Origin of the sequence: Pantoea latae (assembly GCF_002077695.1) — a bacterium.
Classification (GTDB): Bacteria; Pseudomonadota; Gammaproteobacteria; order Enterobacterales; family Enterobacteriaceae; genus Pantoea; species Pantoea latae.
The window spans coordinates 109,810-136,519 of sequence record NZ_MWUE01000033.1 but is presented as its reverse complement, the minus strand read 5'-3'; the positions used below and the strand labels follow the sequence as shown (position 1 = coordinate 136,519).

The window sequence follows — 26,710 nt, the reverse complement described above, 5'->3', positions numbered from 1 at the left end:
GCTCCATATACTCAGACGGGAAACGCGCGGTCAGCTGACCGTAGCGAGTTTTTTGTCGAACCAGGCCTGCACGAAATGCCGGGTGGCGTAGCCGCTGTCGCAGGCGGACGCCAGCTGCCGGTCGGCGCGCTGCAAATGGTCGCGCAGGCGCTTCTCCACTACCTTGCTGCCCAGCATATTAACCAGGGTCGATTTGCCCGCATCCTGATGCGCGTCTTTGCCGGTATCGTTTAAGCCGTCGCACAGGTCGTCCAGCAGCTGAAACGCCTGACCGAGATCCAGCGCGAAGCGGTGCAGTTTTTCGCGCGACTCCAGCGGCGCGCCCGCTACTACCGCGGCCATCTGCATCGCCGCGCTAAACAGCGCGCTGGTTTTGTAATGGTTAGTAAGCTGAATGGCGTCGGCGCTGCGCGGCTGGCCACCTTCGGTCAAATCGCGAAACTGTCCCTGCACCAGCCCCTGAATGCCGACGGCGTGGGAAAGCTCCGCCACCGCCTGGGTCTTCGCCTGGCTGCTGATGCCGTCCGCCTGGGCAATCACGCCAAAGGCGCGGCTCAGCAGGGCGACCGCCGCGAGGATCGCCACCGGCTCGCCGAACTGGCGATGAATGGTGGGGCGGCCGCGCCGCAGTTCGGCATCGTCCATACAGGGAATATCGTCGAGGATCAGCGAGGCGGCGTGCACCATCTCGATGGCGCAGGCGAAATCGAGCAGGCCGCCCGCGTCGTCGCGGTAGCCGAGATCCTGCGCCGCCATAATCAGCAGCACGGGGCGGATGCGTTTACCCGGCGCCAGCGCGCCTTCGCGCATGGCGAGACCGACGCAGTCGCGTTCGTTTTCAGCCGGCAACAGGCGGTCGAGACGCCGCTCGATATCAGCCAGTAGCATCAGGGGGTCGCTGGGGATAAGAGTGGGATCTCTTTCAGCAAAAATGGTCATGATGGCAGTCCTTACTTGCAGGTGAGCGCGTCGGCCTGTCGTAATTGCAATGAACGAAGTGGCGCAAATGGAGCCATCATTTAATAAATAGAGCTGGTTATTGTTATTGCCGCCCTGCGCTCAGCGTTCTCTTTTTTTTGACGCGACGGTGAAATAAAGCGTAGTCGAGAATTCGCCGACTGAGAGGTAAAAGGGAAATAAGTAACAATAAAACAATAATTTTGATCACGAACTAAGTGCGCCGCCGGCGGGCGCTGGCGCGGTGGTAAGCAGCTGGTTTAGCAATGCGATTGTGCTGCTCACTTCCTGCGGCGTCAGCGCGCCATCTTTGGCGAAGCGCACGATGCCCTGCGCATCAAGGATCACCACGGTGGAGCCGTGGGGAATAAGCTGCCAGCTGTGGCGCGCCACGCCGCTGCTGTCGATCACGAAGTGCTGCCAGGGCGCGTCGCGCTTGCTTGCTTTGATGCTGCGCTCGACAAAGATAGCGCTGCCGGGAATGGCGTCGTCGGTGTTCACGATGGTGGTGGTCTGAAAGCGGCTGCGTGGAAAATGCGCCTGCTGAATGGCGGCAATCAGCGGGGCGTTTTGCTCTTTGGCCGAGAGGCGTCCGGCAACGTGGATCAGCATACGGACTTTGCCGGTAAGCGACTCGCTGCTCCAGCGCTGATAGCCCAGCGTCTGCTGCTGCATCACCAGTTCGCCTTCGTTGGCGATAAACACCGGCGGCAGCGGTTTGCCTGTTTCAACGCGATGCGCGTCGGCGACGCTGGGGAGCAGTAAGCTGGCAAGCAGCAGTAGATATCCTTTCACGCATCCTCGCGCTCACAAGAAAAGAGCTTCAAGCCTGGGTGAAAAAGCGCCGCTTCGCCAGTTCAGGAAAAGGGAATTTTTACGCTTAGCTCATAAAGTAATCACTCGCTCAATGAGCCAGATCAAAAAACGTGGTGTCAAATGGTTTAAAGATGCAGGGATTCATTCGCAAAAGGAGATGGATATGAAATATGAGTTAATGACGCTGCCTGAAATCGCCCGCTATCTGGGCGTGTCGCCCTCCCGGCTGGTGCGCGCCTACTGTAACCGGGGCACGCTGGATGGCGTACCGCTGCCCGAGCCGCTGAATCACGTCTCATTTAGCCGGCGCTACTGGTCGCGAGAAGAGGTGCGTCAGTTCCGCCATACGCTGCAGCGCGCCCGCCAGCACGCATAGCAAAAAGGGAAGGTTTTCACCTTCCCTCTGCTTAACTTCCGCTAACGGTGCCGCTCATCACGCCGCTGGCCTCGGCATCCACCAGAAAACAGATCAGCGTGGCGTCGCGCTCGGCGGTCACGGCGGGCAGCGCGTCGGTATCGCCCGCCACGTCGCCTTTATGCAGGCGCTGTCCCACCAGATTGACCACGCCGTCCAGCACCGCCAGCCAGGGCGCAAAGCCAGGCAGCGTCGGCACCTCTAGGGTGCTGCCGCGCTCCAGACGAATATCGTAGATATGCACCGCCTGGCGCAGCGTCAGCGGCGCGCCGCTGCCTTCCGGTCCTGCCAGCCAGCTCCAGGCGTTGTGAGCGATGCCGTCAGCGCGCTCCAGCAGCTGGGTTTTCGCTTCACCACCGGCGTGTGCCGGACGAATAAACGCCTGCAAGACCTCGGCTTCAATCAGCGGCGCCGACTCTTCGTGGCGCAAACCCTCGCCCGCATTGACCACCATCACACGTTTGGCCGAAAGCGGCGTGCGCTCACCGTTGACGTCGGTGTGCTGCACCGAGCCGCGCCAGACGTAGCTAAGGATGTCGTCGTTCACATGCTCATGCATCGGAATGCGCGCGCCGAGCTTCAGCGTGGTCATATCGACAATCGCCAGCGGCCCGAAGCGTTCACCCGGACGCAGGCGGCGAATGGTAAAAGGGCCATATTCAAACAGCTGGCCGCGATGGGCTCGCACAACGTTCATCTTCTTCTCCTGTTATTCGGCGTTAACAGCAGGATAAACCGATTAAACAAGATGAGAAGGAGAGGGATTTGCTGAGAGGATTCAACTTTTTTGAATAAGCCGCCCGCTCAGACGAGCGGGCGGCGGAGAGCGTTATTTGCCCTGTTCGTCGCTTTCGCCGAGGAAGAAATACCACAGCGGAATCGACATCAGGCCGGTAAACACCGAGGTGTAGATGATCACCATCAGCGCCTGGGTAACATACATCAGCAGCGACCAGTCGCTAAAGGCGATGTGATACTGATCGATGACGCCGCTGATAATGGCGTTGCCCATAACCGTGCCGACGATCAGCCATAAAATCACCACGCCGCGCAGAAAGTAGCGCATCTCTTTTTGCTTCTCGGCAAAGCGGCCGCGCACAATGCCCAGCGGGGATTGCTGCTCGCGCGGCGTCTCCGGCTGCGGCGACGCGGCACGCTGCGCCCGGCGCCAGCGCAGCAGATCGAGCGCGACGAACGCCAGCAGGCTAGCGCCCATCACCGGCAGCGCTGCGCCCAGCGCCAGCGCCACCAGCAGCGAGGCGGCCTGACCGTAGCGCGGCAGCGCCAGCCAGGCGGTAAGCAGCGTTTGCGCCGGATTGCGCGTCGGCAGCGCCGGACGGCGGATCCACCACATGCGGTAGCCGAGCGCAATCATGGCGCAGAGCCCAAAGCCAAACAGGGCCAGCAGCAGCTGATTGGGCAGGCCGAACAGCACGCCCATATGGGCGTCGACGCCCCAGCGCGTCAGCTTCGCCACCAGCGGAAAGTGGGCAAACTCAACGCGATCGACGATAGCGAAACTGGCGGGATCGACCGATACGGCGTCAACCTGGCTCGGCCAGCTGCGATCGATTTCGCTCACCGTCCAGGCCTCGCCGTGCGCTTTCGGCTGGCGCAGCTCAAGTTTCGCCGCCTGGATGCCGTTGTGGCGCGCGGCGTCGAGGACGCGATCCCAGTCGGCGTCAGGCGCGTTGGCGGCCTGCGGTGCCATCGCCATGCCGCTCATATCCATGCCGTCCATCTGCGGCATCGCGTGGTGCTCGGCATGAGGATCGGCCGTGGCAGCAGGCGCGCTTTCATCCAGCGCGGTGCGCACCTGCGGCGTCAGCCAGCCGAAGTCGCTGCGCATTTTATCGATATTGCCGCCTGCCCACTGCGACCAGGTCAGCCCGGTCACCGAGAAGAACAGCAGACCCAGCGCCAGCGCCAGACCGAGCGTAATATGCCAGTGGCGGGCGAAAGCGAAGCCAGAGGCGCGCTTCTTCACCGCTCTGCGCGGGCGCGTGCCGAGCCACAACACCAGTCCGCCCAGCGCGGCGACCCACAGCCAGGAGGCGGCCAGCTCGCTATAGATACGGCCGACATCCCCCAACAGCAGCCCGCGATGCAGCTGATCCAGCCACATGCGCAGCGGCAGCACGCCGCTGGTGCCGTAAACCGTCATATCGCCTTTTACCTGCAGGCTATAGGGATCGATAAACACCGAGCGCGACTCCGACGGGCCGAGATCGCGCTGGCTGAACTGCACCCGCGTGGTAGCCTGCGCGTCAGGCGCCGGACGCACCGCGTAGATACGCGCCTGCTCGCCGATATGGCGGCGCGCCGCGGCGATTTGCGCCGAAAGCGGCTGTGGAACGCCCTGCGCCTCGGTGGTGAGCGAGGAAGCATAGAGCGCATTTTCAATCTGCGGCGTCAGCACATAGAGCGTGCCGGTTAGCGCGGCGATAAAAATAAAGGGGGCGATAAACAGCCCAATGTAAAAGTGCAGACGGCGTAGCAGGTTGAACAGCGAGCCGCGCGGCTCTGCCGTTTCATAAGATGAGGACATAGCGCATCCATTTTATTCAGTTAAAAACAGCGCTTTCTCCGCTGCGTTATGCGGCGGAAAAGCAGGCATCCTGAGTAAAAAGCTCAGCGGCGGGCGGGGCGCGAGGTCGATAAACGCGATGCTCACGTCGGCGTAACGGGGGGAAAACGCGCGGCGGCGGAGGCGCGCGGGCGATCAGCAGCATCAGCCAGATCAGCGGGGCCGCCGTCCAGATCATCAGCGGCACATGCACCAAAAGTTCGCAATAGCCGCAGGCGAAGCCCTCATCGCCCGACACCGGGTGTGCCGGGTCAGCCATATGATGCATCATCGGCATGGCGTCGGCGTGATGCGACATCATCTGCGCGGGCGGCGCGCTGCTGTGGCGCGCCATCAGATCCTGCGACACCACGGGCGCGACAAACAGCAGCAGCACCGCCAGGATGGCCAGGCAGGCGCTCAGTTGTTGTTGCTGTCGGGTGAAGAAGGTCATCAAAACATCACATGCTGGTAAAGTCGGGTGCTATTTTACCGCGTTAAGACGGCGAGCGGGGCGAAATCTGTAAATATTCTTACCTGATGCAGAGAGAGTAGCGCCCGCCGCCGTGCGGGTCACAACACCGAACTGCCCAGCTGTTCGCTGAGCAGCTCCAGCACGGCGGTGCCTGCCAGCGAATTGCCGATAGCGTCAAGACCCGGCGACCAGACGGCGATGCTCATCTTGTTGGGGATCACAGCGATGATGCCGCCGCCGACGCCCGATTTCGCCGGCATGCCGACGCGCCAGGCAAACTCGCCTGCGCCGTCGTACATGCCGCTGGTGATCATCAGCGCGTTGATCTGTCTGGCCTGGCGCGGCGTAAGGATGGTAGTACCGTCAACGGCTTTGCCCTGATTCGCCAGATAGACAAAGCTGCGCGCCAGCTCGACGCAGTTCATCGACAGCGCGCAGTAGTGGAAATAGGTCTGCATTACCTTGCTGACATCGTTATGGAAATTCCCGAACGACTTCATCAGCCAGGCGATGGCGGCGTTGCGCGCCGAATGCTCATACTCCGAGCGGGCGACGTGTCGATCGTAGTTGATGTCGGCCGTGCCGCTCAGCTGGCGGATAAACTCCAGCATGCGCTGGCGCGGCGCGGTCAGGCGCGTCTCCAGCATATCGCATACCACCAGCGCGCCGGCGTTGATAAACGGATTGCGCGGCTTGCCGTGCTCCAGCTCCAGCTGCACCAGCGAGTTGAACGGCTGGCCGGAGGGCTCTTTGCCGACGCGCTGCCAGATCTCGTCATCGCTGTAGCGCGTCAGGGCGACGCTCAGCGACAGCACTTTGGAAATAGACTGGACTGAGAATCGGGTCTGGGCATCCCCCGCCTGAAAGAGCTGGCCGTCGGAGGTGACGATGGCGATGCCGAGCGCGTGGGCAGGCACTTCGGCCAGCGCGGGGATATAGCTGGCGACGGCGCCGCGCGCGGTAAGCGGGCGGACCTGTTCAAGCAGGGTTTCCAGCAGCGCATTGCTGAGTTCGGGCACGAGTGAATCTCCGTTTCGAAGGCGTCTGACGCGGGATAATGAACGCGTGTTGTCGCTGAATCAATGCGGCACGTGCGAAACCGATAAAATTGCGCCAGACTGACGCCAACAGCCGTATGGCGCTCGCCGTCACGGCTATCCTCAGACGTCCGGGAGGCCGCAATGTTTACCAGTCTGTTTAGCGATTTTCCCCCTGCCGCTGCGCGCGGCGAGCAGGAAACTTTCGAGGATCTGCTGCGCCGGCCCGACGTGCGCATCGAACGCATCATCTCCACCGGTCAGGCGAGCCCGCCTGGCTTCTGGTATAGCCAGCCACAGGGCGAATGGGTGATGGTGGTGCAAGGGGAGGCGGGTCTGCAGCTGGAGCATGACGCGCAGGAGCGGGTATTGCGCGCGGGAGATTTTATCAATCTGCCCGCGCAGGTGCGCCATCGCGTTAACTGGACCCGCAGCGACCCGCCGACCATCTGGCTGGCGGTGCACTACGATCTGCCGGACGATGAGGACGACTGACTTACTCCATCTGCCTGGCGCTGCCCGCCAGCGGCGCCAGCACCATCTGTATAAAGCTCAGCACGGCCAGCAGGGTCAGCGGCAGCGTCCAGTCGCCGCTGTGTTCGTGCAGGATGCCGAAAAAGAGCGGACCGAGCGCCGCCAGCGCGTAGCCCACGCACTGTGCCATGCCGGAAAGCTGCGACGCCTGACGATGGTCGCGCGCGCGCATATTAAACAGCGACAGGCAGAGCACCAGCGAGGCGCCGGCACCTAAACCAGCGACGGTCAGCCACAGCGCCGCCAGCCGCGGCAACAGCAGCAGTCCCAGCACGCCGCAGAAGATGGCGGCGGAGGCGACGAAAGCGGTGAGCCGGGCGTCGCGCAGCCGTTTGAGTGCCACCATACAGCCGAGGTTAGCCAGAATGGCGATCGCCTGGTAGAGAAACAGCAGCCAGCCCGCTTCCGCCTGGCTGTATCCGGCGGCCTGCGCGTAGGGGGTGAACCAGTCGATCAGGGTGTAAAACGCCAGCGACTGAAGCGCCATAAACAGCGATACCTGCCAGCCGATTGCCGAGCGCCAGGGAGAGTGACCGCGAGGCGAGACAGCGGCGGCGGAATGTGCCGGCGCGGCGGCGCGCGACCTCAGCAGCGGCAGCCAGGCGAGTAGCGCCACCATGCCGGGCACTGCCCAGACGCCGAGCGACAGTCGCCAGTCCGCTGGGGAAAGCGCGGCGAGCGGCACGGCGACGCCTGACGCCAGGCTGGCGGTCAGCGACATGGTGGCGGCGTAGAGTCCAATATATTTCGCGGTGTGCTGCGTAAAGTCGCGTTTGATCAGCGGCGGCAACAGCACGTTGGCGGCGGCGATGCCGGCGCTCAGCGTAAAGGTGCCGAACCAGAGCGCGGCTTCGCTATTCAGCCAGCGCGCCACCGAACCGAGCGTAATCAGCAGCAGCGCCGTCCACAGGCTGCGCTCCAGGCCGAAGCGGTTGCCGAGCACGGCGGCGACCGGCGCCAGCGCGGCGAACATGATCAGCGGAATAAAATTGAACAGGCCCGCCGCCGCTGCGCTCAGGCCAAAGGCGTGGCGAATGTTCTCCAGCACCGGGCCGACGGCGGTAATGGGCGCGCGCAGGTTGGCGGCGGTGAGCAGTAAAACCAGCAGAAAGAAGCCAGCGTGGCTAAAGCGCGAAGCGCGTAGAGAGGAAGTTTGTCGCAGGGTCATAAGATCCGCATCACAAAGTGCAGCAAAGCTGCTGTGGTGCGTTGGTTGACGTTAACGCTTACGCACCGGGCAAGGGCGCCGGTGTCTGCGCGCTACTTTAATGGCTGAGGCCGCGGCTGTAAAGGCAGAGCGGCGTAGCCCTCATCGTCTCATTTATTTTCCGGCGGGGAATACCTTTCGCAATAAATAAGCGAGGCGAGGATCCATTTGTGTTTTTTATATCGATCAGGCTATCTGAACGCTATTTAAGGGAAGCGGCAGCGCCAGCGAAAATAAGAATAATCTTTAATAATCAAAACTGTTTTGCGCCGCGCTTCGTTTTTATTAAATTTGCGCAATTGTACTTAGCAACTATTATTAATTTCTGTAGCGTCCTGGCCAGGAAAGCAATCACCTAAACGAAAAGAGGAAACGGTAATGGCGATTAAAACACTGGTGGATCTCTTTATTCATGATCTTTCTGATGTCTACAGCGCAGAAAAACAGATCACCCGCGCACTGCCTAAAATGGCGCGCGCCGCCACAGACGCCTCGCTGAAAGCGGCGTTTGAAGCGCACCTTGAAGAGACGCGCGGTCAAATTGAACGTCTGGATCAAATTGTTGAAAAAACAGAAGAACTGCGCATTCGCCGTATGAAGTGTCACGCGCTGGAAGGTCTGGTGGAAGAGGCGCAGGAAATTATCGACTCGGTTGAAGCGGGTCCGGTGCGCGATGCAGGATTAATTGGCGCGGCGCAGAAAGTCGAGCATTACGAAATTGCTACCTACGGCACGCTGACGGCGATGGCGAAAAGACTGGGCTTTGACGAAGCGGCGAAATTACTGGCCGAAACGTTGCAGGAAGAAAAAGCCACGGATGAAAAACTGAATGTGATTGCTGAGAAAACCAGCTAATTATCCGACGTGATAACTCTGTCTTTTACTGCATTCTCATTTTTCAAAGAGGTAAATAGATTATGACACACGAAGAGAATTATCTTGCCTGGCTGAAAGATGCACACGCTATGGAAAAGCAGGCAGAAAGCATGCTGGAAAAAATGGCGTCGCGTCTTGAACACTATCCCGATTTAAAAGCGCGTATTCAGCAGCATATTGAAGAGACGCGCCAGCAGCAGACGCTGTTGCAGTCCGTCATCGATCGTAACGACACCTCGCGTTCCGCTTTCAAGGATGCGATGGGCAAACTCTCCGCGATGGGTCAGGCGATGGGCGGCATGCTCGCCGATGACGAAGTGGTAAAAGGCGCGATCAGCGGATATGTCTTTGAGCAGTTCGAAATTGCTAACTACACCTCGCTCATCGCGGCGGCGCAGCTGGTGGGCGACCAGGAAGGCGTACGGATTTTTGAGCAGATCCGTGAGCAGGAGATCGCCATGGCGGAATGGTGCCTGACGCACCTGCCAGATGTCACCCAGCAGTTTATGACGCGTGACGCAGCTGACGGCGTAGAAGCGAAAAAATAACGCTAAAGCTTAGCCCTCCTCAGAGAGGGCAACATCTAACTGGAAAGGAATGAGCCATGTTCAGACACGTAAAAAAATTGCAGTACACCGTTCGTGTTGAAAAGCCCAATCCCGGACTCGCCAACCTGCTGCTTGAGCAGTTCGGCGGTCCGCAGGGCGAACTCGCTGCAGCCTGCCGTTACTTCACCCAGGGTCTCGGCGACGACGATCCGGGTCGCAAAGATATGCTGATGGATATCGCGACCGAAGAGCTGAGCCATCTGGAAATTATCGGCTCGCTGGTGGGGATGCTAAACAAAGGCGCGAAAGGTCAGCTGGCTGAAGGCACAGAGGAAGAGGGCGAGATTTATCGCAATATTACCGGTGCCGGCAACGACAGCCATTTGACCTCGCTGCTTTACGGCGGTGGACCGCCGCTGACCAACTCCGCTGGCGTACCCTGGACGGCAGCCTATGTCGATACCATCGGCGAAGTCACTGCTGACCTGCGTTCCAACATCGCCGCTGAGGCGCGCGCCAAAATTCTCTATGAGCGTCTGATCAATATGACCGACGACGTCGGCGTAAAAGATGCGCTGGGCTTTTTGATGACGCGTGAAGTGGCGCATCAGATCTCGTTTGAGAAAGCGCTCTACTCAATCCGCAACAACTTCCCGCCGGGTAAATTGCCGCCGATTGAGCAGTATGCCAACGTCTACTACAACATGTCGGCAGGCGAAGGCGATATGCGCGGCAGCTGGAACTCGGACGAGAACTTTGAGTTTGTGGCCGATCCGGCGCCAGCGGTTGACGGCGGCGACGGCAGCGCGTCGGTGACGTTGCCGTCCGATCAGGCGACCGACCTGGCCAATATGGCGAGCCGCACCGCGTCCGATCCTGGCCTGAATCCAACCACCGGCGCTGAGCTTGGCTCGACGCTGGGCGAAGCGAATCAGATCAAAGATAAACCCCGCTCGTAATCCCTCTCGCGTCAGTCACCGTGCTGACTGACGCGATATCTCCCTTCCTTTATCTGATCAACTGCCGCGCTTAGTGAAATTCCGGTTCGGGAAAATGTCCGCAGTCGTTCTGGCTGGCGGTAGTGCCCGGCTGGCAGGTTTGCTGTCGCGTTTCGGCCGAGGGCACCGGTTTTTCCGGCGCCATAGGGCCTGACCGACAGGCGCTAAGCAGAGTAATAAACAGGGCTAAGGCAAAAAAACGCATATCCGCTCCTTGTGATGGTGAAGTAAGCAAACAAACGTCGGTGATCGGCAGCGCGACCAGAGGCGTACTGCTAAGTGTAGCTGGCGGCGGGAAAAGGTCGATAAATCAGTATGAAGCCGCAGCGCGGCTTGCAGCATCAGAACAGGGCGAACATCAGGGCGACGGGAAAGCTCATCGGCCAGGTCGCGCCGACCAGAAAGGCGCTGAGCGCGCGAATGGTCAGCTTATCCTTTGCGATAAAGAAGGTGATTAGGGTGGCAATCGACGCCATGACCGCATAGAACACCAGCATATGTTGATAGAGGCTCATCAATACTCCGCATCGTTATAGTGGTTTTGCTGCGCACTATGCGGAAAATAGTGATCCAGATCAAGTAAAAGGCGCACTGGAAAGTAAAGAAATCGCTCGCGCAAAAAGCCGTCGCCGTGCGTCGGCGATTTCAGGCTGAAATTGAGGGCGGAAAACGCGCCAAATCCTTCAGGCGCGGGAGGTTGCACGCGTCAGAGCGCGTGGCGAAGTCAGGCAGGATCAGAGAAAGCGCTGCTCAATGTCACGCCAGTTATCGACGCGCGCATAGCCGGTTTCCTGCTGATTTTTCGTGGTGGTGAACAGCACGCTTTCGCCAGGGAACTGCGCGAAATGCTGCGGATCCGCATCAATCAGATAGTCTGCGTTCAGGATGCCTTTGCTGCTGCAGCAGATAATATTCATCGGGTTGATAAACGGGAAGTTGGCTTTAAGCCACTCCAGTTTTGCCGTCAGCGAGCGCGGGAACTCCACCGCTGCCGTGGTGATAAAGATTTCATACTGCTGCGACAGGCGTTCGATTACGCGCTGCGCATCCGGCAGGGCGGGCAGCCCGGCGTAAAAACTCTCTTCGCCAATCAGCTCTTCAATTTCCTGAAACAGCGCAGGGCGAACCTGTTGTGGTTTTGCCGTGTCCAGCGTGCCTGTCAGCGCTTCAGTAGAGGCGGCGTCATGGCTTAGTGTGTGGTTCAAGTCGATAATGACTTCATCCATCTCAATGGCGATACGTTTCATGGTTTCCCCTCGTCAATCATCATGCCAAGAGCGGCTAGGATAACAGCCGCGCGGCTCCGCTTGTAGTCTCAGGATAAACGCCAGTCAAACAGCTCATAAAATAAACAATTGAAGCCTGTTATTGCGCTCAATACTGTGAGATTCGCCCGAAGCGAGAATAAAGAGAGGAGAATGCCGCCGGAAAGGGCGGCATGAGGGGTCAACTTTGCAGGTAGAGCGCGGCAATGGCGTCCAGAGTCGCCTCACGCGGGTTGCCGCCGGTGCAGACATCGTCCAGCGCCGCCTGCGCCAGCGCCGGCACATCGTCTGGATTCAGGCCCACCTCGCGCAGCGAAGCGGGAATGCCGACGTCGCGGCAGAGCTGTTTCACCGCGTCGACCGCTGCCTGACGCGCCTGCGCCAGCGTGAGCGAATCCACTTCTGTCACGCCCATGGCGCGTGCGATATCGCGATATTTCTCGCCGGTATAGTCGGCGTTCCAGGCCATCACCGTGGGCAGCAAAATGGCGTTGGCGACGCCGTGCGGCACGTTATAAAAGGCGCCCAGCGGGTGCGCCATGCCGTGCACCAGTCCCAGCCCAACGTTGGAGAAGCCCATGCCCGCCACATACTGCCCCAGCGCCATCTGCTCCACCGCCTGCATATCGCCTTTCACCGAGTCGCGCAGCGACTGGCTGATAATCTGAATGGCGTTGAGGTGCAGCAGATCGGTGAGCTGCCAGGCGCCGCGCGTAATATAGCCCTCAATGGCGTGCGTCAGCGCGTCGATGCCGGTGGCCGCCTTAAGCGCTGGCGGCATGCTTGCCATCATCTCCGCGTCGATAATCGCCACTTTAGGAATGTCGTGCGGATCAATACAGACGAATTTACGGCGCTTCTCTTCATCGGTGATGACGTAGTTAATGGTGACTTCGGCCGCGGTGCCCGCCGTGGTGGGAATAGCGATCAGGGTGACGCAGGGGTTACGCGTCGGCGCAAAGCCCTCCAGACTGCGCACGTCCGCGAACTCGGGATTATTGATAATGATGCCGATCGCTTTGCTGGTGTCCTGCGGCGAGCCGCCGCCAATGGCGATCAGGTAGTCTGCGTCCGCCTGTTTGAACACCTCGACGCCGCGCTGCACCACCGCGATGGTTGGATTGGGCACCACCTCGTCATAGAGCGCCCAGTGCAGCTGGTGCGCATCCAGCAGATCGGTGACGCGCTTCACCGCACCAGCGCCCACCAGCGCTTTATCGGTCACGATCAGCGCTTTAGACAGCCCGCGCCGCTGCACTTCGTCCGGCAAATTGCGAATGGCGCCCGCGCCGAAATAGGCGGTCTCGTTAAGAATCATACGTTGTGTCATGGTCACATCCTTGATTTACAAAATTCCTCCTACCTTCCCGCGTTAAGGTGCCTCATTTCTGCTGCACAGGTCACATTCTGCACGGTATACAATTGATAAAAATCAATAGATTAGCTTTTTTGGCCCCCATCTTGCGCGGCAGGCGGCGTGAAGGCCGCACAGGCAGAGCCATTCCTGCCAGGCAAGATTCTCATCCTCTGTTAGCCTCAAGGAGGACACTAACGCCTTAACCACTGGAGGAAACGATGGCGAAACCGCAAAATCAGGGCTGGACGCTGGCCTCGCGCCCGCACGGCAAACCGGTACAGGAGAACTTCGAGTTTGGCGAGCTGCCTTTGCCGTCCCTGGAAGAGGGCGATCTGCTGCTGCGCACTATTTACCTGTCGCTCGATCCCTATATGCGCGGACGCATGAGCGATGCGAAATCCTACGCTGAACCGGTGAAGCTGGGCGATGTGATGGTCGGCGGCACGGTCAGCCGCGTGGTGGAGTCGCGCCACGGCGATTTTCAGCCTGGCGACTGGGTGCTGTCGAGCGGCGGCTGGCAGGCCTATTCGGTCGCGCCGGCGACGGCGGTGAGAAAGCTGGGCAACGATCTGGCGAATCCCTCATGGGCGCTTGGCGTGCTCGGCATGCCGGGCTTTACCGCCTATATGGGCCTGCTTGATATCGGCGAGCCGCAGCCTGGCGAAACCCTGGTGGTGGCCGCCGCGACCGGCCCGGTGGGCGCCACGGTTGGACAGATCGGCAAGAAAAAAGGGTGTCGCGTGGTGGGCATCGCCGGCGGTGAAGAGAAGTGCCGTCATGCGGTCGAGGTGCTGGGCTTTGATCTCTGTCTCGATCACCACCGGGACGATCTGGCGGCCGAGCTGGAGAAAGCCTGCCCGGACGGCATCGACATCTATTATGAAAATGTCGGCGGCAAGGTGTTCGATGCGGTTCTGCCGCTGCTGAATACCAAAGCGCGCATTCCGGTGTGCGGTCTGGTCTCCGGCTATAGCGCCACCGATCTGCCGGAAGGGCCGGATCGCCTCTCGCTGCTGATGGGGAATATCCTGAAGAAACGCCTGCGCGTGCAGGGCTTTATTATTTTTGACGACTATGGCCACCGCTATGGCGAGTTCCTTGAGGTGATGGAGCCCTGGGTGGAGAAAGGCGAAATCCGCTATCGCGAGCATGTGGTCGACGGCCTGCAGAACGCGCCGGAGGCATTTTTCGCCATGCTGGAGGGGAAAAACTTCGGCAAAACCGTGGTGCGCGTTGCGCAGGACGACGCGTAAAATCAGGATCCCGCCTGCAGGCGGGATCGTTATTCAGGCCGGGATCAGTTTCTCCTGCTTCAGGCGATCGAACAGCGCAAAAAGGTCGTCGCGCGTGCTGTGATAGCCATTGAAGCCCGCCTTACGGCTTTTGCTCATATCGGTGAAGACCTCCATTGGGCGACCCAGATCGGCGTCGGTGTGCCACCAGGAGACCAGCCGGTTGATATCCGCTTCTCGCAGCTGATAGTGCTGCGCCACCGCTTTCCACTGCGCCTCAGCGTCGACCATGCGCTGCTCCAGCGGCTGGGTCTCTTCCGGCAGCGGCTGCGCCTGGATATCGAAATAGCGCGCGATCTCGCCCCACATCCACTTCCAGCGGAACACGTCGCCGTTCACCGTATTGAAATCTTCATTTTGCGCGCCCGGCGCGCTGGTCGCCCATTCCAGCTGCTCCGCCACCAGCGTCGCGCTGCTCATATCGGTCACGCCGTGCCACTGCGCGGCCGAGCCGGGGAAGATAAACGGCAGGTTATGGTATTTACACAGCGAGGCGTAGACCGCCAGCGTCTGCCCCATATTCATCGCGTTGCCCAGGGCAAAGCCGATCACCGTATGCGGGCGGTGCACGCTCCAGCGATAGCCATATTTCTCCGCGCCGGCGAACAGCTCATCTTCCTGCGCATAGTAGAAGTTATCGACCGGCTGACGCCCCTGTTCCTCGCGAAACGGCGTCATTGGCACCGCGCCTTTGCCGTAGGCGTCAAACGGGCCAAGGTAGTGCTTAAGGCCGGTTACCAGCGCGACATGGCTGCCGTTCAGGCGATCGCCCAGCGCCTCGATGACGTTGCGCACCATGCCACCATTGACGCGGATGTTCTCTTTTTCCGTCTCCTGGCGCGCCCAGACGCTGAAAAACAGCGCGTCGGGCGCCAGCTCTTTCAGCGCGTCCCTGACCGATTCCGCCGAGGTAAGATCCGCCGTCAGCGCGTGGCAGCCCTGCGGCACCGGCGTCCGCCCGCGCGAAAGGCCATAGACTTCCCAGCCGTCCGCCAGTAAACGTTCCGCCGTAGCGGTTCCGATAACGCCGCTGATCCCGGCGATAAGCGCTTTCTTCGACATGCGTGTCTCCCTTAATGTTAACTTTGTCACAAAAGGGAAGTGTAGCCGCTGATCGCCAGGTAAGCTCAGCGCGAAGGGGATTAAGCCGGACCGCAGCATGCGCCGCGCTAAATAATCATTCTGCGCCCGGCGAGGCAAAATAGCTATTTATCCATAATTAAGCCGACGACGGGAAAATAAAAAAAACCTGACCATCAGGTCAGGCTGCTAAGGTAGCAAACACCAGGGAAAAATAAGCAAGGTTTAGTGCAAAACATATTTCGCAATGCGAATTTAGTAATTCTACTGCAGCCGGAGCCTGATTCAACAGGTTATTTTACACCGGGCGGAAAAAAAGGAGAGGGTCAACAGGCAAGGGAGGATATTCATCCATAAGAATAGCAACTCGCTGATTAAGTGCGCTAAATCCCTGTGCTGCGGCACGACTTTCCGGTGTAATTCACCTTTTTGCTATTAACATTGATTATCGTATGGGAGTGAATTAAAAACGAACCCCGGCAGAGGGTCAATCGTAAAATATCCAATTCACGCATCCGATAAAATCAGGCGCAGAAAAACAAATAAGCCTGGCCGCCATATCCGTTTTATTCTGACGCCCCGGATAATATGACGAGGCATCGCTAGCCGTACCAGCTATAGCCCTTCGGCACGCGTGAAAAACCTGCACGGCGCAGCGCGTCGATTAGCGGCGACTGACCGGCGGGTTTGCCGTCAATGCTCTCCAGCGTAAAGCCTGAGGCTCGCTCCCGACGCAGCGCACCCGCCAGCGCGGCGACCGCGGCGGCGTCACTGCTGCCGTCGCCGAAGCGCAGCAGCTCTTTACCGCCCTGCGCCAGATAGAGCGTCAGCTGTCCCTGACAAATCACCACCAGGGCGCCGCTGCGGCGCACCGGCCGTGTGGCGGCGTCGTGGGCAGGCCAGCGCAGAGTGACGCCGAAAGGAGAGGCGGGATCGACGGCGGAAAGCGCCACGGCGAGCGGCTCCGACGCGCTGCTTTCCGCAATAAGGCGCAGCCGCTCAATGGTGGCGTTGTCGGCAAACTGCGCCCCGCCCAGGCCGACGACAAAGCGGCCGCGCAGCACGCGTCCGGCATCCTCCAACCCGCGCATCACCGGCTGCAGCGCGGGAAAACCGCCAGGCACCTGCTCAGCCATCGCCGCGCCGCGCGTCACCACGCCCCAGCGGTCCAGCATATTTTCAGCCAGCGCCAGTGCCAGCTGCGCTGGCGCGCAGCCGGGCCGATCGAGGCGCGACCAGCGTCCGGGCAGCGCGAGCGTGGTGGGTCGCCCTGGCGGCAGGCTGATGCGGCCGCGCCTTGTGCGCAGCGCGCGCGTCGGTCTGGCGCGCGTGCTGTTCGCCAGCCCGGTCAGCTGGCGCAGCGCCGCCCAGGTATCAGAGGTGATATAGCCGCTCCAGGCCAGCTCCCATAATGCGCTGTGGATCTGCGCCTCGTCGACGTCAGGCTGCGCGGCGGCGATCTGATGCGCGAACCAGGCGCCGCCTTCCTCCAGCAGCGCCAGAATAGCACTGTGCAGCGGCGTCAGGCGCAGCGCGTCGCCGCTTTGCGCCAGCGGCGGCAGCGTTTCCGCGGCATAGTCGCGCAGATGCAGCGACACCAGGCCGTCGTTGTGGCCCAACGCGCGTTCGCCCACCCAGAGTACCTCGCCGGAGGAGAGCAGCTCATCCAGCATCGCCGGCTGATAGTCATGCACGCGCGGCGGCAAAATCTGCGTCTGCCAGACAGAGGCCGGCAGCGCCAGCCCGGCAAGCTGTTCAACCACGCGCGCCACGCCGCTGACGCCTTCATATTCGCCCTGCGCCACCGGCGGCGACGAGGAGCCGGTTAAGCCGTGCCGCTCCAGCAGCAGCGCCACGTACGCCTCCGTCGGCACCGGACGAGTCGCCTCGCGCGCGGCCTGCAGCGAACGAATGCGCAGGCGTTTAAAGACCTCATCGGCCACCCACTGCTCATGCCAGCCAGAGCCATCGTCGGCGAGGCCAAAATCGCCCTTCAGCAGCTTGCCCTGCTGGCGCAGGCGTTCCAGCGCATCGGCGACCACCGCTGGCCCCAGCCCGAAATGGCGCGCCGCCTCGCCGGTGGTAAAAGGCGTATGGGTGCGCGCGTAGCGGCTAAGCAGATCGCGCAGCGGCTCAGCGACCGGCGCTAAAAAAGCGGCGGGGATGGCGTCCGGCAGCCTGACGCCCAGCGCGTCGCGCAGGCGGGCGGCATCTTCCACCGCCGCCCAGCGCCGCTCGCCGGCGATCAGCACCGCGATGGCGCGATGCGCCTGCGCCAGCGCAGCCAGCGCCGGGGATAACGCCTCGCCGCTGAAGCGCGCGGCGACCGCCGTCTCGCTGAGCGGCCCCAGCTCGCGCAGCAGATCGGCGACGCCCTCTTTGTCAGCCGCGTGATAGCGAGCGGGCAGGCGTTGCAGCTCTTCGCCGACGCGCGCCGCCACCTGCGGGTCGAGCAGCTCGCGCATATCGACCTGGCCGAGCAGTTCGCTCAGCAGACCGCTGTCGAGCGCCAGCAGGGAGGCGCGACGCTCGGCCAGCGGCGCGTCGGTGGCATAGATAAATTCCGCCACGTAACCAAACAGCAGAGGCGCGGCGAAAGGGGACGGCGTCTCGGTCGTGACCTCGGCAAACTGCACGCTGCCTGCCTGAATGCGCTGCATCAGCCGGTGCAGCGCGGGCAGATCGTAAACGTCCTGCAGACACTCGCGCGCGGTTTCGATCAGAATGGGAAAGTCAGCATAGTCGCGCGCCACCGCCAGCAGCTCGCCGGCGCGCAGCCGCTGCTGCCAGAGCGGCGAACGCTTGCCGGGATTGCGGCGCGGCAGCAGCAGGGCGCGCGCCGCGCATTCGCGAAAGCGGGCGGCGAACAGCGCCGAGTGGCCGATCGCCTCGGCGACCACGCGCTGCAGGCTATCGGCGTCGAACTGAAACAGCTCGGCGCCCGGCACGCGGCCCTCCATATCGGGAAAACGCGCGACGATGCCGTCATCGCTCGCCACGATGGCGGGATCCAGCCCCATGCGATGGCGAATGCGCTCCGCCACGGCCAGCGCCCAGGGCGCGTGTACGCGCTGTCCCCATGGCGAATGCAGGATCACGCGCCAGTCGCCGGTTTCATCGCGGCAGCGTTCAATCAACAGCGTGGCGTCGGTGGGCAGCAGTCCGGTGGCCTCACGCTGTTCGGCGATCAGCGACTGGATATTATGCTGCGCGTTGGCGTCGAGGTCTGGTATCTGAGCGCCGCCGCCGGCGAGCTGCTGCGCCTCCATCTCACGCAGAAAGCGCCCGATGCTTTCGCCCAGCAGCGCCGATCGGCCCAGCCCATCGCCGCGCCAGAAGGGCAGACGCGCCGAACGTCCCGGCGCGGGCACCACCACCACCTGATCGTGGGTAATCTGCTGGATGCGCCAGGAGGTGGCGCCCAGGGTAATGATGTCGTTGACCCTGGATTCATACACCATCTCCTCATCCAGCTCGCCGACGCGCCGCGAGCCAGCCTGCTCTTCGCCCTCTGGCAGCATTACGCTAAACGCGCCGCGATCGGGAATAGTGCCGCCGCTGGTGACGGCAAGATGCTGCGCGCCAGGGCGCGGGCTGAGCAGGTTCGCCTCGCGATCCCATATCAGACGCGGACGAAACTGGGCGAAGGCGTCGGCGGGATATTTTCCCGCCAGCATATCCAGCGTGGCGTCAAACACCGTGCGCGGCAGATCGCGAAAGGGATCGGCGCGGCGCACAGTGGCGAACCACGCCTCCACTGAAAGGGTATCCATCGCCACGGCGGCCACCGTCTGCTGCGCCAGCACGTCGAGCGGGTTGTGCGGCGGCGCGACCGGCTCCAGCTCGCCGCTCAGCATGCACTGCACGATCACGGCGGCGTCCACCAGGTCGCGCCGCGTGCGCGGAAATACGATGCCGCTGGATACGCCGCCGACCTGATGGCTGGCGCGGCCGACGCGCTGTAGCGCGCTGGCGACGGAGGGCGGCGCGCCGACCTGGATCACCAGATCCACCGTGCCCATATCAATGCCCAGCTCAAGACTGGAGGTAGCAACGACGCAGCGCAGCTCGCCGCTTTTTAACGCCTCTTCGATTTCGCGGCGCTGCTCTTTCGAAACCGAGCCGTGATGCGAGCGGGCGATAGCGATCGAGGCGCCGTCGCTGCGTTTTTCCGTTCCGCCGTTAAACGAGCCGTAGGCCTGGGCGGGCGCGCTGCCTGAGTCGTCTGCCTCCAGGCCTGCGGCGTAGCGCTCGTTGAGTCGCGCCGTCAGCTTTTCCGCCAGGCCGCGCGAGTTGGCGAAGACGATGGTGGCGCGCCGCGCCAGCACCAGCTCCAGAATGCGCTGTTCGATGTGCGGCCAGAGGGATCCGCCTGCGCCGCCGCTTTCCGGCGCGCCGCTGGCGTCCGGTCGTCCTGCAATATCGGTCATATCCTCGACCGGCACGGCGATGCGCATCTCCAGCGCGCGGGAAGCGGGCGGATTGACGATGGTGGTCTTCTGCACGCCGCCGAGAAACTGCGCGACGCGCTCGATAGGCCGCACCGTGGCAGAAAGGCCGATGCGCTGCGCCGGACGCGGCAGCAGGGCATCGAGCCGCTCCAGGCTCAGCGCCAGCTGCGAGCCGCGCTTGCTGCCCGCAACCGCGTGCACCTCATCCAGAATCAGCGTTGTGACGCCGCGCAGCGCCTCGCGGGCGCGCGACGTCAGCATCAGAAACAGCGATTCAGGGGTGGTGATGAGAATATCGGGCGGGGTGCGCTGCAGCTTCGCCCGTTCGGCGTTGGGCGTATCGCCAGATCGCATGCCGATGGTCAGCGCGATATCTTTCGCGCCGCGCGCGCGCCGCTGCTGGTAAACCCCTTCCAGCGGCTGCTGCAAATTGCGCTGCACGTCTGCTGCCAGCGCCTTCACCGGGGAGATATAAAGAATACGCGTGCGCGTGGCTTTTTCCGGCGTCTCCTGCTGTTCACGTTCGCGAAACAGCGCGTCGATGGCGTGCAGAAACGCCGCCAGGGTTTTGCCCGATCCGGTTGGTGCGATCACCAGCGCATGCTCGCCGCTGGCGATCGCCTCCCAGGCCGCCGCCTGTACCGGCGTAGGCGCGGCGAAGGTGGCATGAAACCAGCGTTGAGTGGCGGGGGAAAAGCGGAGAAGCGCAGCAGCCGTGGCGGACATAAGAGATTGAAATCACCCTGTTTGCAGAGAATGCCTAAGCGTAGACCCAACTGCCGCGCGCTGCGCAATGAAGAAGGCGCGCGCCACCGCTTTTTTCGCCTGTCGCGGCGAGTTTTCACGCCTGATCCCGCTCTCTCTTCCATACTCAGGACTCAGCAACCGAAACGGAGACCCACTTGATGAGATTATTAAGCGCCTTTCTACTGGCGGCGCTGCCCGCCGCGAGTATGGCGGCCGCGCCGATATTTAACCTGCAATCGCAGGATTTTACCGACAACGCCTTTCTGGCGAAAAAGTTTGCCGGCAATAACAAAAGCAGCGCCGCCTGTACCGGCGACAACGTCTCTCCCGCGCTAAGCTGGTCGAACGCGCCGCAGGGCACACAAAGTTTCGCGCTGCTGGTTACCGATCCGGTCGGCGGCAAAGGACTCGGCGTGACCCATTTAGTGGCCTACAACATTCCCGCCGCCACCACCGGCTTCGCTCAGGGCGAACTGACCCAGGGCAAGGGCTACACCGGCGGAAAAAATTCGCCCGGCACCCAGGCCTGGTACGGTCCGTGCCCGCCGGTCGGCAGCGGCATGCACCACTATAACTTTGTGGCGATCGCCACCGATCTGCCGCCTGAACAGCTGAAAGCGGGCCTGACGCACGATGAACTGGTGAAGCAGCTGAAAGGTCACGCGCTCGGCGCTGCCTCGCTGGTGGCGCGGTTCAGCAATGATACGCAGGAATAGAGAGAGGGCGCGCAGGCCGGGAACGGCCTGCGCGATGCCGGCGCGTTAGCCGCCGGAAACGTGTTTCGCCGCCGCCGCGTTCGCCAGGCGGACGGCGTCGGCGAGGCTCTGCTGCTGCGACAGCGCGCGGCAGAGCATGCCGGTAAAGCAGTCGCCCGCGCCGTGGGTGCTGACCAGGCGGATCTTCTCGGCGGGCTGGCTCATCGCCGCTTCTCCTCGCTGGCAGAACGCGACGCCGTGCTCGCCGGCGGTCACCACCACCTGCGGGAAACGCCGCGCCAGCGTCTCGGCGGCCGCAATTGCCGAGGCGAGATCCTCTACCGCGACGCCGCACATATCACGCGCCTCTACCGCGTTCACCACCAGCAGATCGATAAGGCGCTCCAGCGCCGGGTCCAGCGGACGCGCGGGCGCCGCGTTGATGCAGACGGGAATGCTGCGCGCTTTCGCCGCCGTGGCCGCCAGCAGATTTGTCTCTGCCGCGACTTCATTCTGCAGTATCAGCATTGCGGCCTGCTGCCACAACGGCTCGCGCCGCAGCGCCGACGGCGCAATATGCTGATTGGCGCCCGACACCACCACCGCGCCGTAATCGCCTTCGGCGTCGCTGATCGCCACGCTCATGCCCGACGCCACGTCCTTAATGACCTGCACGTCGGCGATCGCGACGCCTGCTCCCTGCAGGGCTGCGAGCAGAAAGCGGCCCGGCTCGTCCGCGCCGACCGCGCCGATAAACTGCACCTCTGCGCCGGCGCGTGCAGCCGCCAGCGCCTGGTTGCCGCCTTTACCGCCGAACTTATAACGGCAGGCGCTGCCCATAACCGTTTCGCCTTTTTCCGGGCGATGGGGTGCGTCCAGCATAATGTCGTAATGCAGGCTGCCGACGACGACAATTTTACTCATGGTTAGAATTCCCGAAGATCCTGAACCGCATGCTGAGTTTTCATTAAATTCCGTTCCGCGCGCTTGAGGTCTTTTTTGGCGATCGCCACAAATAAGGCATCAAGAATATTAAGCTGCGCAATACGCGAAGCGGCGTTTTCCCCGAGCAGATGCGATCCCTGAGAGGTTGAATTAAGCACCACATGCGCGTTGCGCGCCACAGGCGACTCAGCGTAGTTGGTGATGGCAATCACTTTCGCCCCATTGCGCGCCGCCAGTTTTACCGGGTCGTTTACCGCGCGCGTGGAGCCGGAATGGCTGATAGCGATGACAACATCGTCATCGGACAAGACGGCGGCAGACATCAGCATGATATGGGCATCATCGTAGGCGGTGGACTTAATGCCGATCTTCAGCATTTTGTGCGAGAGATCGCGCGCGACCGCTGCCGATCCGCCCACCGCATAGAGATCGATATGCCGCGCTTTGAAAATAATATCCGCCGCGCGATTGAATTCAGAGATATCCAGGATCGACATGGTCTCTTCGATGGCCTGAATAGAGGTTCTGAATACTTTCGCCAGTAATTGTTCCGACGAGTCGTCTGGTTCGATTTCCGCATGCAGCCCGGCCACTTCAGAGTCGTTGTAATAAATTAACCCGCTTCTGAAATCCCGGAATCCGGAGAAGTTAAGCTTTTTGGCGATCTTGACCACCATCGCTTCGGAAACGCGGTTCTCCTGCGCAATCTCTTTAAGAGAGGTGCGCTCGCTGATGTCTGTGCGTGCAAGGATCGCTTCCACCACGCGACGCTCAAGGGGCGTCAGCTGAGGAATGCGCATGCGGATTTGAGCGCCAATGGCTCGCGGATCTAGCTTCATTAATTGCCTCGGGTCGCTCTGTCGATCAACATCGCTATGATAATAATCAGACCTGTGGCAAGCAATTGATAAAAAGCCTGAATATTTAGCAGCGTCAACCCGTTACGCAGGGCGCCGAGAATAATCACGCCGATCAGCGTGCCGAAGATGCTGCCTTTGCCGCCCATCAGCGAGGCGCCGCCGATGGCCGCCGCCGCAATGGCGTCCAGCTCCCAGAGGTTGCCGATGGTGGGTTCGGCCGCGCCCAGACGGCCAATCAGGATCAGCGCGGCCAGCGACGCCAGCGCGCCGGAAATGACGTAGACCGTCACTTTGGTGCGCTTGACCGGCACGCCCGCCACGCGCGCCGCCTCTTCATTGCCGCCGATGGCGAGAATATATTCGCCCAGCGGGGTTTTGTTCATCACCGTCCACAGCACCAGCGCAATCACCGCGACGATCACGATCGGCATGGGCACGCCAAACAGCGTGCTGTTAATCAGGCTGCGAAACGAGAGCGGAATGCCGAATACCGGACTGCCGCCGGTGTAGATCAGCGCGATAGCGCGAAACAGCGACAGGCCGCCGAGGGTGACGATAAAGGGCTGAAGGCCGGCGTAGGCGATCAGCGAGCCGCTAAAGATGCCGCACAGCGCGCCGATGCCGAGCGTCGCAAGGATCGCCAGCGGCACCGGCACGCCGGCGATCATCAGCGTTGCGCCCAGCACCGCAGAGAGCGCCGCCGTCGGCCCGACGGAGAGGTCGATGCCGCCGGAAATAATTACCAGCGTCATGCCTAGCGCAATTAAGGCGTTAATCGAAGACTGCTGCAAAATATTCAACAGGTTCGGCAGGGTAAAAAAGACCGGCGACAAAAAAGAGAAGGTGATAATAATTATCAGCAGCCCGATTAATGTGCCTGCGTCGCGCAGATTAAATTTTAACCGCGACGAGGCGATCGCCGTCGCGTGTGGGGTAGTTTGCGTCATCATAGTCAGGACCTTTTTAACTCAGCAGGTGAAAAGGTTAAACGGCTTCAAGATCGTTAATGGCGTAACGGGCGATATTCTCTTCCGTTATCGCGTCGTCAGTTAATTCTTGGGTTATTTTCCCTTCGCGCATCACCAGCACCCGATCGGCAATGCGAATAATTTCGGTCATCTCCGACGAGACCACAACAATAGCCTTGCCAGCCTGCGCCAGTTTTTCAATCAAATTATAAATTTCCGCTTTGGCGCCTATATCAATTCCCCGAGTGGGCTCGTCGAATAAAAAGACGTTGGCATCGGCGGCGACCCAGCGTCCGATAATCACTTTTTGCTGATTGCCGCCGCTTAGAGTGCCGATGGTTTTCTCAATATCGAGCGGACGCAGTTTTAAGTCGCTCATTACGCTGTGCGCCGCCTGGTTGAGCTTCTGCTGATTGACGATGCCTGCGCGGGTGAACTGGCGCAGCGAGGGCAGCGCCATATTCATCTTTACCGCGCGCGCTTTGATAATGCCCTCTTTTTTGCGGTCTTCTGGCACCAGGCCGATGCCGGCGCGGATCGCCGCGCTGACGTTGTGGTTGCGCACCGGTTGACCGTTAACAAACACGCTGCCGCCGCTGCGTTTGTCGAGTCCGGCAATCAGCTTCAGCAGCTCGGTGCGGCCTGCGCCGACCAGCCCGGCAATGCCCAGCACCTCGCCGGCGCGTACGCTGAAGCTGGCTGGCGCAATATCGCTGCCGCGCGCCAGATCCTCCACTCGCAGCACTTCGCGATCGGTCACCCAGGCGTTATGGGCGAGCTTGTCGATTTTGCGTCCGACCATACGCGCGACGATGCTCTCTTCGTTTTCATCACAGATATTGACCACGCCGACCTGGCGGCCGTCGCGCATGATGGTGGCGCGATCGCAGACGCGGAAAATTTCGTTCATCTTGTGGGAAACGTAGATAAGCGAAACGCCCATCGCTTTAAGGTCGGCGATCAGCTCGGCAAGGCGATCGAACTCGCGCGGCGTCAGGCTGGAGGTCGGTTCATCCATCGCGATGATCTTCGCGTCATCCAGCAGGGCGCGGGCGATTTCGACAATTTGCTGCTGCGAAACCTTCAGGCTTTTGATCGGCGCGGCGGGATCGATAGTGGGATCGAGCTGTTTCAGCAGCAGCGCCGCACGCGCCAGCTGCGCCTTCTTATCTACCCACAGACCGCCGGCCTTGGTCAGCGGCCGGCCGAGAAACATATTTTGCGCCACGGAGAGTTCCGGTACGTGCTGCAGCTCCTGATGGATCATGGCGATGCCAGCATGGCGCGCGCTGAGCGGATTTTTCATCTGCACCGTCGCGCCGTTGACGCTGATCTCGCCGCTGTCCGCCGGACGCACGCCGGAGAGGATATTCAGCAGCGTCGACTTGCCTGCGCCGTTCTCGCCGATCAGCGCGTGCACCTCACCCGGCTTCACGGAAAAGTCGACATTTTGTAAAGCGGCGGCGCTGCCGTAGGTTTTGCTGATGCCGCGCATCATTAAGCGATACTCTTCCATATCCCCTCCGCCTGGGTTATTGCTGCGTTAACAGCTGGCGTAGCTTGCTGTTGTCTTTGGTGGAAAACGCCTCGACGTTTTCTTTGGTGATCAGCGCCTGCGGCGTCGAGATGACGCGCGACAGCTTCTGCCCGTTCACCAGCCGCAGCATCACGTCCATCGCCACTTCGCCGGTCAGCACCGGAAAACTGTCGACGGTGCCGGTCAGCTCGCCGCGCTTGATCGAGGCGTAGGCGTCAGAGATGCCGTCGGTGCCGAACACCCTGGTCTGCTCGGATTTATTGAGGGAGCGCACCGCCTCTACAACGCCGAGCGCCATGGTGTCGTTGTTGGCGTAGAAACCGATCAGATCGGGATGCTGCTGCAGAATGGTTGAGGCGGCGTTAAACGCCTGCTCGCGGCTCCAGTTGGCGGGGACGCTGGCCACCAGATTGAATTTGCCGTTGGCCTGCAGCGTTTCTTTGAAGCCGCGCGTGCGCTGGCCTGCGGCGTAGACGCCGGGCTGGCCCTCGATTACCGCGACTTTGCCGCCCTGCGGATAGTGCTGAATAAACCACTTAGCCACGCGCACGCCGTTATCTTTTTGCACGTTGCCGACGTAATACCGGGCGTTCGGCATTACGGCGTCGTTAACGTTGACCACCGGAATATTTTTGCTGTTGGCGCTTTCCAGCGCGGGTTCGAGGTTGATATCGGTCTGCGGCGACACCAGCAGGCCGTTGAATCCTTGCGAAATCAGGGTCTCAGCAATAGAGAGCTGCCCTAGCTGGTCATCTTCATTGGCGGCGGCCTGGTAGGCGACGGTAAAGCCATACTGCTTCGCCACGTTCTGGTAGCCCTCGCCGAGCGAGCGCCAGTACTCATTGGTCAGAGTTTTCGACACGCCGCCGATCTTCAGTTTGCTGTCGATTTTTGGCAGCGCGCCATATTTGCTGTCGAGCTGCGTCCAGTCGGTGCGGTCGGGCTCGGTGTCAGACTGCAGCGGCGCCAGTTCGGCAGCGTAGAGCGTGCTGCAAAACAGCGACGAGGCGAGTACAGAGAGTAAGAGTTTTTTCATTTTATTATCCTGCGGTCTCGTAGTAGGGAGCGATGCGGGTGCGAATGT

Annotated in this window: 25 protein-coding genes; 7 read left to right on the top strand and 18 right to left on the bottom strand. The window is 61.2% G+C overall.

Going from position 1 to position 26,710, the window contains the following annotated elements; translation table 11 throughout:
• Window positions 1-30: 30 nt before the first annotated feature.
• Both B2J69_RS20480 and B2J69_RS20475 read right to left on the bottom strand, forming a co-directional pair.
• Window positions 31-888, bottom strand: a complete 858-nt coding sequence (locus B2J69_RS20480; protein WP_407944762.1) for a polyprenyl synthetase family protein — start codon at window positions 886-888, stop codon at window positions 31-33.
• A gap of 276 nt (window positions 889-1,164) precedes the next feature.
• Window positions 1,165-1,752, bottom strand: coding sequence for a YtfJ family protein (locus B2J69_RS20475; RefSeq protein WP_081141827.1), 588 nt, complete (start codon window positions 1,750-1,752; stop codon window positions 1,165-1,167).
• Window positions 1,753-1,936: 184 nt separating this feature from the next.
• Here B2J69_RS20475 and B2J69_RS20470 point away from each other — a divergent pair, with 184 nt between their 5' ends.
• Entirely contained in the window at window positions 1,937-2,149 is a 213-nt protein-coding gene (locus B2J69_RS20470; RefSeq protein ID WP_081141826.1) for a MerR family transcriptional regulator, read from the top strand.
• A gap of 31 nt (window positions 2,150-2,180) precedes the next feature.
• On the opposite strand, the gene B2J69_RS20465 is transcribed toward B2J69_RS20470, so the two are convergent.
• The 4 genes from B2J69_RS20465 to glsB form a co-directional block, all read right to left on the bottom strand.
• Entirely contained in the window at window positions 2,181-2,885 is a 705-nt protein-coding gene (locus B2J69_RS20465) for a pirin family protein (RefSeq protein WP_081141825.1), read from the bottom strand.
• Between the two features lie 132 nt (window positions 2,886-3,017).
• Complete coding sequence (locus B2J69_RS20460) at window positions 3,018-4,736, bottom strand: DUF2534 family protein (protein ID WP_081141822.1); 1,719 nt, start codon at window positions 4,734-4,736, stop codon at window positions 3,018-3,020.
• A 46-nt stretch (window positions 4,737-4,782) separates the two neighbouring features.
• A complete protein-coding gene (locus B2J69_RS20455) occupies window positions 4,783-5,208 on the bottom strand; it encodes a DUF2946 domain-containing protein (protein ID WP_081141819.1) in 426 nt (141 codons plus the stop codon).
• 119 nt (window positions 5,209-5,327) lie between these two features.
• Window positions 5,328-6,248: a glutaminase B gene (gene glsB, locus B2J69_RS20450; protein WP_081141816.1), complete on the bottom strand. Its 921-nt coding sequence runs from the start codon at window positions 6,246-6,248 to the stop codon at window positions 5,328-5,330.
• 162 nt (window positions 6,249-6,410) lie between these two features.
• Between glsB and B2J69_RS20445 the strand changes: the two genes are divergently transcribed.
• A complete protein-coding gene (locus B2J69_RS20445; protein ID WP_081141813.1) occupies window positions 6,411-6,761 on the top strand; it encodes a cupin domain-containing protein in 351 nt (116 codons plus the stop codon).
• A 1-nt stretch (window position 6,762) separates the two neighbouring features.
• On the opposite strand, the gene B2J69_RS20440 is transcribed toward B2J69_RS20445, so the two are convergent.
• Window positions 6,763-7,968, bottom strand: coding sequence for a CynX/NimT family MFS transporter (locus B2J69_RS20440; RefSeq protein WP_081141810.1), 1,206 nt, complete (start codon window positions 7,966-7,968; stop codon window positions 6,763-6,765).
• 417 nt (window positions 7,969-8,385) lie between these two features.
• On the opposite strand from B2J69_RS20440, the gene B2J69_RS20435 reads away from it, so the two are divergent.
• The 3 genes from B2J69_RS20435 to B2J69_RS20425 all read left to right on the top strand — a co-directional run bounded on the left by B2J69_RS20435 (window position 8,386) and on the right by B2J69_RS20425 (window position 10,390).
• Window positions 8,386-8,862, top strand: coding sequence for a YciE/YciF ferroxidase family protein (locus B2J69_RS20435; protein ID WP_033749031.1), 477 nt, complete (start codon window positions 8,386-8,388; stop codon window positions 8,860-8,862).
• 62 nt (window positions 8,863-8,924) lie between these two features.
• Window positions 8,925-9,431: a ferritin-like domain-containing protein gene (locus B2J69_RS20430; RefSeq protein WP_081141807.1), complete on the top strand. Its 507-nt coding sequence runs from the start codon at window positions 8,925-8,927 to the stop codon at window positions 9,429-9,431.
• 56 nt (window positions 9,432-9,487) lie between these two features.
• Window positions 9,488-10,390: a manganese catalase family protein gene (locus tag B2J69_RS20425; RefSeq protein ID WP_081141804.1), complete on the top strand. Its 903-nt coding sequence runs from the start codon at window positions 9,488-9,490 to the stop codon at window positions 10,388-10,390.
• Between the two features lie 70 nt (window positions 10,391-10,460).
• On the opposite strand, the gene B2J69_RS24220 is transcribed toward B2J69_RS20425, so the two are convergent.
• The 4 genes from B2J69_RS24220 to fucO form a co-directional block, all read right to left on the bottom strand.
• On the bottom strand, window positions 10,461-10,634 hold the full coding sequence (locus B2J69_RS24220; RefSeq protein ID WP_167376598.1) for a hypothetical protein: 174 nt from the start codon (window positions 10,632-10,634) through the stop codon (window positions 10,461-10,463).
• Between the two features lie 136 nt (window positions 10,635-10,770).
• On the bottom strand, window positions 10,771-10,944 hold the full coding sequence (locus B2J69_RS20420) for a GhoT/OrtT family toxin (RefSeq protein WP_065426280.1): 174 nt from the start codon (window positions 10,942-10,944) through the stop codon (window positions 10,771-10,773).
• 219 nt (window positions 10,945-11,163) lie between these two features.
• On the bottom strand, window positions 11,164-11,676 hold the full coding sequence (locus B2J69_RS20410) for a 5' nucleotidase, NT5C type (RefSeq protein ID WP_081141798.1): 513 nt from the start codon (window positions 11,674-11,676) through the stop codon (window positions 11,164-11,166).
• A gap of 199 nt (window positions 11,677-11,875) precedes the next feature.
• Window positions 11,876-13,024: a lactaldehyde reductase gene (gene fucO / locus B2J69_RS20405; protein ID WP_081141795.1), complete on the bottom strand. Its 1,149-nt coding sequence runs from the start codon at window positions 13,022-13,024 to the stop codon at window positions 11,876-11,878.
• A 245-nt stretch (window positions 13,025-13,269) separates the two neighbouring features.
• On the opposite strand from fucO, the gene B2J69_RS20400 reads away from it, so the two are divergent.
• Complete coding sequence (locus B2J69_RS20400; protein ID WP_081141792.1) at window positions 13,270-14,304, top strand: NADP-dependent oxidoreductase; 1,035 nt, start codon at window positions 13,270-13,272, stop codon at window positions 14,302-14,304.
• 33 nt (window positions 14,305-14,337) lie between these two features.
• Here the strand turns inward: B2J69_RS20400 and B2J69_RS20395 are convergent, their stop codons facing one another.
• Together B2J69_RS20395 and B2J69_RS20390 are read right to left on the bottom strand one after the other, a co-directional pair.
• On the bottom strand, window positions 14,338-15,405 hold the full coding sequence (locus B2J69_RS20395; protein WP_081141789.1) for an SDR family oxidoreductase: 1,068 nt from the start codon (window positions 15,403-15,405) through the stop codon (window positions 14,338-14,340).
• 620 nt (window positions 15,406-16,025) lie between these two features.
• Window positions 16,026-20,600: an ATP-dependent helicase gene (locus B2J69_RS20390; protein WP_081141786.1), complete on the bottom strand. Its 4,575-nt coding sequence runs from the start codon at window positions 20,598-20,600 to the stop codon at window positions 16,026-16,028.
• Window positions 20,601-20,779: 179 nt separating this feature from the next.
• Here B2J69_RS20390 and B2J69_RS20385 point away from each other — a divergent pair, with 179 nt between their 5' ends.
• On the top strand, window positions 20,780-21,337 hold the full coding sequence (locus B2J69_RS20385) for a YbhB/YbcL family Raf kinase inhibitor-like protein (RefSeq protein WP_407944761.1): 558 nt from the start codon (window positions 20,780-20,782) through the stop codon (window positions 21,335-21,337).
• A 45-nt stretch (window positions 21,338-21,382) separates the two neighbouring features.
• Here the strand turns inward: B2J69_RS20385 and B2J69_RS20380 are convergent, their stop codons facing one another.
• From B2J69_RS20380 to B2J69_RS20360, 5 genes are read right to left on the bottom strand one after another with little or no spacing between them, the layout of a single operon-like run.
• Window positions 21,383-22,240: a PfkB family carbohydrate kinase gene (locus B2J69_RS20380; protein ID WP_081141780.1), complete on the bottom strand. Its 858-nt coding sequence runs from the start codon at window positions 22,238-22,240 to the stop codon at window positions 21,383-21,385.
• 2 nt (window positions 22,241-22,242) lie between these two features.
• Window positions 22,243-23,100, bottom strand: a complete 858-nt coding sequence (locus tag B2J69_RS20375; protein ID WP_081141777.1) for a MurR/RpiR family transcriptional regulator — start codon at window positions 23,098-23,100, stop codon at window positions 22,243-22,245.
• Window positions 23,100-24,071 (bottom strand): ABC transporter permease, encoded by a 972-nt coding sequence (locus B2J69_RS20370; protein ID WP_081141774.1) that lies wholly within the window; start codon window positions 24,069-24,071, stop codon window positions 23,100-23,102. The genes B2J69_RS20375 and B2J69_RS20370 overlap by 1 nt, the downstream gene beginning before the upstream one ends.
• A 34-nt stretch (window positions 24,072-24,105) precedes the next feature.
• Window positions 24,106-25,605 carry a sugar ABC transporter ATP-binding protein gene (locus tag B2J69_RS20365; RefSeq protein WP_081141771.1) on the bottom strand — a complete coding sequence of 500 codons (1,500 nt, stop codon included), beginning with the start codon at window positions 25,603-25,605 and terminating at the stop codon, window positions 24,106-24,108.
• Window positions 25,606-25,621: 16 nt separating this feature from the next.
• Window positions 25,622-26,662: a sugar ABC transporter substrate-binding protein gene (locus B2J69_RS20360; protein WP_081141768.1), complete on the bottom strand. Its 1,041-nt coding sequence runs from the start codon at window positions 26,660-26,662 to the stop codon at window positions 25,622-25,624.
• Between the last annotated feature and the right edge of the window lie 48 nt (window positions 26,663-26,710).